Source organism: Cytophaga sp. (assembly GCF_051961495.1).
In the GTDB taxonomy this organism is placed as follows: domain Bacteria; phylum Bacteroidota; class Bacteroidia; order Cytophagales; family Cytophagaceae; genus Cytophaga.
In genome coordinates this window covers 1-6,854 of record NZ_JBQCDF010000024.1, presented here as the reverse complement: position 1 = coordinate 6,854, position 6,854 = coordinate 1, and the positions used below count along the sequence as shown (strand labels likewise).

Genomic DNA, 6,854 nt, shown 5'->3' with positions numbered 1-6,854 from the left:
TGAAATCAGCATAAATAGAAGCCCATGGAGTAGTGTTACCCATGAAGGAAGGATAGAAGCGATACACAAAATTTACATAGCTGCCTTTTTCGGGGTTGATGGTATTTTTCCGGTTGTCCCATAAACACTGGATATTCAAGCCATCTGAAATAGATGTAGATGCGGTACCAACGCCGTAAGTATCAAAATCACTCGGCTCTGACCCGGTCCAGTTCTCTTTGATGTTGTAGAAGTAATCAAAGTTTACACCGCCGCCCATGTATAGCTTGGAATAAACATTTCTTAAGGCAGATTGGTAAAAACGTATGTAGCTGTAATCAATCAGATTGGCATCTGTTTTTTCTGTTGCTCCGCCCAGCCCGTAGGTATTTTGCGGGTATTTCATGAATCGCCAGTCGCCGATCAGGTTCCATGAATTATTTTTTAACCAGATGTTTGACCGGATGGGGAATACGAATTGTTTGTTGGCTGTGTAAGCAGCGCTGGTTGCCATTACAGATGCATAGGTAGTTTTAGGATCTCCGGTAAAAAAAACAACGTTTGCCGCCAGCACGCCGGCCAGGCTTGTTGCCGGTGTATATCCGACAGCAGGAAACAGGGTGAAATATACTTTTTGATTTTTTTTGATTTTAATGGTTTGCTTTTCGTAATGTTTTTTGAACAATACTTCTACAATATCCGTTTGTGCTATGCTGTCTTTTTTTGTGCGGGTAGAATCCTGTCCGGCGCTTATATGCAGCGTGCATACGTATGCGAATAGAATCAAAAAAGCTTTTAATAGACCGGGGAAAATAAAATTCATTCTATGCTTAGCCAATACCTAAAGGATGCATACAAGGTAAATAAATATTTTGTCTTATGGGTAAAATTCATATTATTTCCGATATGCGAAACGCATTAAAATAAAACAGCCTGTGGTTTAAACCACAGGCTGTTTTATTTTATGCTATAGAAACTACTTCTTATTCATACCATTCTACAGTCAGCTCTGTACATTGTGCTGTATTGTTAAGCCTTATCTTGGAAGGATATGTAGGGTATTTAGACAGATCATAACCTTCGGAAACTAAATTATCTGAATTATTGGCATCGTCGTATTCCAGCATATGAATAAAGAGGCCTTTAGAAAATTTACTTGCCGGAATTTCAAATGGAGTACTTAAGGTCCATGTATAAGGAAGCGAACTTAAAGGTATGTTGTAAGCAACATCTGATGTGTATACAATTGAACCGGAGACTGTAAAATAGAAATCCGGATCTGTCCCATCTTTATCTGCTGTTACAGTATAAAAAGAACTTGGTCTTAATGAAACTGCCAGGATCCTTGCATTAAGTTGTGTTACGGTGATGGATTGAGTCTGCGTATTACTGCCGTCGCTGTTAGTGGCAGTGAGTGTTACGGTATAGGTCCCGGCAGCTGAATAAGTATGTACAGGATTGACATCCGTTGAAGCCACAGTTCCGTCACCAAAATTCCAGCTGTAAGAAGTAGGAGAATTGCTGGATGTATTCGTGAATGTTACAATTAAACCTTTTTTTGTATAAGTACTGGAGGCTATTGCGGGTTGAAGCTCTGCAACGGTGATTGTCTGAGATTGAGTGGAACTGCCGCCAGCATTGGTTACAGTAAGCACTATTGTATAGGTTCCTGCGGTTGCATAAGTGTGGACAGGGTTGATCTCGGTAGAAACTGCGCTTCCATCTCCGAAATTCCAACTGTATGAAGTTGGAGCGCTGGTTGAAGTATTGGTGAAAGTTACTGTTAATCCGTTTTTAGTAAATGTACTTGAGGCTACTGGTTTGGTTGTAACGGTTTGGTTTGCCGGAGCCGGATCGGAAGTTTTTTTGCAGGCGCTGATTGTAAACACTGCCGTGAAAATAAGTAAGGCTAAAATATTTTTTTTCATTAGATCTGGTTTTTGAATAAAAATCAATTTAATAATAAAATTTGATAATTAATGAGTTGATCAGGCCAGATGAGATTATGTCAGAACTAATACATTCAAAGCCTTTGCTTAGTTTTAATATTTTAATTTAACAAAAGATAAAAATTACAGAATTCTTGAAGAGTTTTATAAAAATCACATATTCAACGCATTTGATTTTTATTTTTAAATGGAATGACACATATTTAATCATCAACCAAACATATGGAATATGGCTCAACGCGCAAATACACGACCCTCGTCTTCAAAAAGCACCGGTAAAGGTTCTCTGAACGAAGCTAAAACCAATGAAGATTTTAATAAAAAACCTCCTCATAAAGGCGATCCTGAACTGAAGGTAAAACAGATAAAAAAATAGGCAGGCACAAGGGTGTCCTAAAGCTTTATTACTTCAGCTTCAAGAATTATTGTCGATAATTTCCAGCTAAACAGACAACCGCAGACTTCTTTGTCTCGTAAAACCAGTTATAGATTTATAATAAGATTAACCAAATTTTCAATACGATGACTATTCAATTCAACACAGACAAAAACATAGCTGGTAATGATCGTACTGCCAGCTACATGAGTTCCATGATCTCTGATTCTTTAGATCGTTTTAGTGAGAACATTACACGTATTGAAGTACACCTTTCGGATGAGAACAGCAGTAAAAGCGGAGGAAATGATAAACGCTGCATGCTGGAAGCACGTGTAGAAGGACTGAAACCGATAGCTGTTACACATCACGCCGATACCGTTGAAGCATCTGTAAGTGGTGCTATTGATAAATTAGTAAGCACACTGGACAGAACATTTGAAAAAATGCGCAGTTACTAAAAAATGATGAGCAAGATCGAAACGTCCGGACGCTTAGAAACTAAGAAGCCGGACGTTTTTTATTGTATAAATATTATATATTTATGAAGATACAAAGACAGGAACCGGAAGCAGGAGCATACGGATGTCACTATTATAAAGAAACAAGTCATGCAGGTATATTAGGTTCGTCTTTACACGCTTTTCATTTTAAGACCCGCGAATCTTTACAACTTCAGGTAAACTACCAGGCATCGTTTTATAAAATGGTTTTATGTCTTGATGGATTTTCTAAAAGTTATCAGAATAAAAAACACATGTATTCTTTTAACGCGGGTAAGGTCCTATTATACAAAACAAATACAGGAACCTACTTTTCCGAGCTGAAGGAAGACACAGAATACAATCTTATTCATTTACATTTTTCACAAGCAATGATTGAAGAGATCAATCAGTTTTCTGCGCATGTATTTAAAAGCAGTATCATGGAAATCCCAATGTCTCCGGTACAGGCAGGCCTGTTTAAAAATCCAAATCATTTCAGGGATGTTCATCCGGCTTTAGCGAACATATTTATTGAGAAGACCATGCTTGATCAATTATATGCCTTTGCCGCAACAAGTCTCAACTATAACCATTACCGCTTACTCAAATCAGGCAGCGACCGGGAGAAGATCTATGCAGCGAAGGAATTGCTGGATCAGTCGGTTACTTATATTTCCATTGAGGTACTGGCAAAAGAAGTCGGTATGAATACATTTAAATTGAAGAAGATGTTCCGGGAAGAATTTCATAAACCGGTTTTTGAATACCAGGTAGATGTACATTTTTCAAAAGCTTATACGTTACTTCTTGAAACGACTGATTCTATTGAGGAAGTAGCGATTGCCTGCGGATATCAAAATACAGGAAGTTTTTCCAATGCCTTTAAACGGAAATTTGGCATGCGGCCTTCTGATCTGAGAAAATACTGATCAGATACATAATACTGCCGTTTGAATAACGCTGTTTTCAGATTCAGGAAATATTTTTACTGGAAAAAAGATGAAAGCAAATGTTATTATTCAAAACGGAAATGCAGCAGATGTATTTCGTGTAATAGAGCAGGAAATTCCAACGCCTCAATCCGATGAAGCATTGGTGCATGTACAGTATACCAGTGTTAATCCGCTTGATTGCCGCATACGGTCCATACCTAATTCCCGAAGAAGTTTTCCGGTTACACTGGGCTATGATGTTTACGGCACCATCGTTGATACAGGAGATGCTGTAAATGACCTGCATACAGGCGATACCATCATTGCTTCTCCAGATCCGTTTTTTGCTGGTGCCAATGCTGAATATGTTGTTGTAAAAGCAATCCGTTGCTTAAAGGTTGAACAGCTGGATCCGAAGATAGGTGCAGCCATTCCTTTGGTGGGTATCACTGCGTATGAAGCCTTGCATGATAAGCTTAAGATCCAGTCTAACGATACTATATTAATCCATGCAGGTGCAGGCGGTGTAGGGCACATAGCGGTACAGCTGGCCAAGCATATGCATTGTAAGGTAATCACAACTGCAAGCCGGCCGGAGTCTATTGAGTTTTGTAAGCACATCCTGAAAGCTGATCATGTTATTAATTATCAAACTGAAAATTTAAAGGATCGTATTGATACAATTACTAATGGAGAAGGTTTGGCTTATATCCTTGATACGGTAGGTGGAGATACATTTACTCAATCCATAGATTGTTTGCGTAGCGGCGGACATATCTGTACCATTCTTCCGGTGAGTTTCGATGCTGCTACAGGATATGCTAATCTGCTGAAAAATATCAGCATCAGTTATGAGTTTATGAATGTTTCCGGCGCAACAGGAAGGCACAGGACTATACTGAAGAAACTGGTGGAAATGATTGATAACAAACAACTCGTGCCGCATATTTCAGCTATATATGGATTTGAAGATATTGATAAAGCACACATACAAATGGAGGGGAAACATACGATGGGTAAAATTCTTATACGGGTACAGGTATAGATTATTCAATAAATGTTGGGAGTTATTCTGCGGATTTGTTGACTATGTTCTTAAAAAAATTGAACTTAACCCGTAGGTTCATTTATTTATACTTTCTCCTGATTTTTGTTCAGGAAGAATTCAACAAAAAACATAAATCTTTTAATGGATTACCTATGAGCAAGATCGTAATTCTTTCATCAAGTGTGAGGCTGGGCAGAAACAGCAATCGTGTGGCCCTGTATTTTAGAAAGTACATTGAAGACAATAAACTGGCTGATGCAGAGATCGTGGATCTGAACGAATATCAGTTTCCGGTATTTAATGAACGGCTGAGATTTCAAACCAATCCGACTCCGCAAACACTTGCATTTGCAGAAAAGATTAAATCAGCAGATGGTGTATTGATCGTAACTCCGGAATACAACGGCGGTTATCCGGCAGCATTGAAGAATGTGGTTGACCTGTTGTATGATGAATGGCATCGCAAGCCCGTAGCTATTGCCACTGTATCGGCCGGGCCTTTTGGAGGCACCCAGGTGATTACCTCCCTGCAGTTCTCACTCTGGAAAATACGGGCCTGGACAGTTCCTGCCATGTTTCCGGTACCAAAGGTAGAAGAAGCGTTTAATGAGGCCGGCGTCCCTAAAGATAAAGCTGCTACCGATAAACGTGCCGATGTGTTTGTTAAAGAATTGCTGTGGTGCATGGAAGCTGCACAAAAAATGAAGGCCTGACACTGTAATGAAAAACAATATTGAATGAAGGCAATCGAAATTGTTTCAGTACCTGTAACCGATCCGCAAAAGTCCAAGGCCTTTTATTTAAAGATGGGACTGGAGCTCGTTGTTGAAGCACCCTTTAGTGATACGCAAACATGGATCCAGCTGCGCTTTCCCGAAGGTAGCACCTGTATCACGCTGGTTAATTGGTTTCCACAGATGCCGGCTGGTTGCCTAACAGGTATGACCATTGCTACCGATGATATAGATGCGGATATTAGCCGACTGAATAAAAACGGAATCGCAACAGGAGAGATTGATGTTACGCCCTGGGGAAAATTCTCTGCTATAACCGATCCGGACGGGAATGTGTGGAACCTGCATCAGATGGATTAGAATACATTTTCGTTCAGAACATTTTCATACCTTTATGCGGAAGAATTATTTTCGAATTATAATCATAGTAATGGGAGTTGCTTCTTTGTTTGTTTCCTGCAGTCAGGAAAAGATGTTATTCTTTCCGACGACTTTACCGGCAGATTATACCTTTACCTTTGACCAACCTTTTGAGGAACGTTTTATACAGGTAGATGAAAAGACGAAACTGAATGGCCTGCTGTTTAAAGCTGATTCAAGCAAAGGGTTGATCTTTTATCTGCATGGCAACTCCGGAGCACTTGACTCATGGGGCGATCTGGCAAAGATGTATGTAAAGAACAACTACGATTTTTTTATTCTTGATTACAGAGGTTATGGTAAAAGCCAGGGGAAAATTGAAAGTGAAAAGCAACTCTTCTCGGATGTTCAGATTGTTTATGATTCATTAAAACGCGAGTATGCAGAAGAAAAAATTGTAGTGATCGGTTATTCTATCGGCACTGGGCCTGCTACGCATCTGAGTTCAACCAATAAACCCGGCTTATTGATCCTGCTGGCTCCTTACTACAGCATGGTGGATCTGGCGCATCAATATATTAAATTGATGCCTTCCTTTATGATTCGTTATAAGCTTCGCACCGATGAGTACATAACCAAAGTCGCTTGTCCGGTACTAATCTTCCACGGTAAACAGGATGAAGTTATTTATTACGGTTCGTCTCTTAAATTACAGGAACTGTTTAAAACAGGAGACAGGCTTGTAACGCTGGATCCTCAATACCACAACGGCATGAATCTGAATCCGGTTTACCAGCAGGAGCTGTCACGGGTATTACAGGCTAGGAATTGATGAAAAATAACTTTTATATAATTCATAATTCATAATTCATAATTCATAATTCATAATTCATAATTCATAATTCATAATTCATAATTCATAATTCATAATTCATATATTTCCTTTATGAAGCTACATTCTTTTTTACTCATCGCATTCCTCACAGCTCTT

At 39.2% G+C, this 6,854-nt stretch carries 8 protein-coding genes and 1 pseudogene; 7 read left to right on the top strand and 2 right to left on the bottom strand.

The annotated features are described in order from the left end of the window. Positions 1–766: pseudogene (locus tag ACTHJT_RS01380) on the bottom strand (hypothetical protein); the annotation flags it as partial. Positions 767–962: 196 nt separating this feature from the next. Then, a complete protein-coding gene (locus ACTHJT_RS01375; protein ID WP_440235835.1) occupies positions 963–1,907 on the bottom strand; it encodes a PKD domain-containing protein in 945 nt (314 codons plus the stop codon). Between the two features lie 250 nt (positions 1,908–2,157). On the opposite strand from ACTHJT_RS01375, the gene ACTHJT_RS01370 reads away from it, so the two are divergent. The 7 genes from ACTHJT_RS01370 to ACTHJT_RS01340 all read left to right on the top strand — a co-directional run bounded on the left by ACTHJT_RS01370 (position 2,158) and on the right by ACTHJT_RS01340 (position 6,695). After that, positions 2,158–2,304, top strand: coding sequence for a hypothetical protein (locus ACTHJT_RS01370; RefSeq protein WP_440235834.1), 147 nt, complete (start codon positions 2,158–2,160; stop codon positions 2,302–2,304). A gap of 146 nt (positions 2,305–2,450) precedes the next feature. After that, positions 2,451–2,765, top strand: a complete 315-nt coding sequence (locus ACTHJT_RS01365; protein WP_440235833.1) for an HPF/RaiA family ribosome-associated protein — start codon at positions 2,451–2,453, stop codon at positions 2,763–2,765. An 83-nt stretch (positions 2,766–2,848) separates the two neighbouring features. Next, on the top strand, positions 2,849–3,718 hold the full coding sequence (locus tag ACTHJT_RS01360; protein WP_440235832.1) for a helix-turn-helix domain-containing protein: 870 nt from the start codon (positions 2,849–2,851) through the stop codon (positions 3,716–3,718). A 70-nt stretch (positions 3,719–3,788) separates the two neighbouring features. Further along, entirely contained in the window at positions 3,789–4,766 is a 978-nt protein-coding gene (locus ACTHJT_RS01355; protein ID WP_440235831.1) for a quinone oxidoreductase family protein, read from the top strand. A 155-nt stretch (positions 4,767–4,921) separates the two neighbouring features. Then, the gene (locus ACTHJT_RS01350; RefSeq protein WP_440235829.1) at positions 4,922–5,482 is read left to right on the top strand and encodes an NADPH-dependent FMN reductase; all 561 of its coding nucleotides are present in this window, start codon (positions 4,922–4,924) and stop codon (positions 5,480–5,482) included. A gap of 24 nt (positions 5,483–5,506) precedes the next feature. Next, entirely contained in the window at positions 5,507–5,863 is a 357-nt protein-coding gene (locus ACTHJT_RS01345; protein WP_440235827.1) for a VOC family protein, read from the top strand. A gap of 70 nt (positions 5,864–5,933) precedes the next feature. Next, positions 5,934–6,695 carry an alpha/beta hydrolase gene (locus ACTHJT_RS01340; RefSeq protein WP_440235825.1) on the top strand — a complete coding sequence of 254 codons (762 nt, stop codon included), beginning with the start codon at positions 5,934–5,936 and terminating at the stop codon, positions 6,693–6,695. The last annotated feature ends 159 nt before the right edge of the window (positions 6,696–6,854 follow it).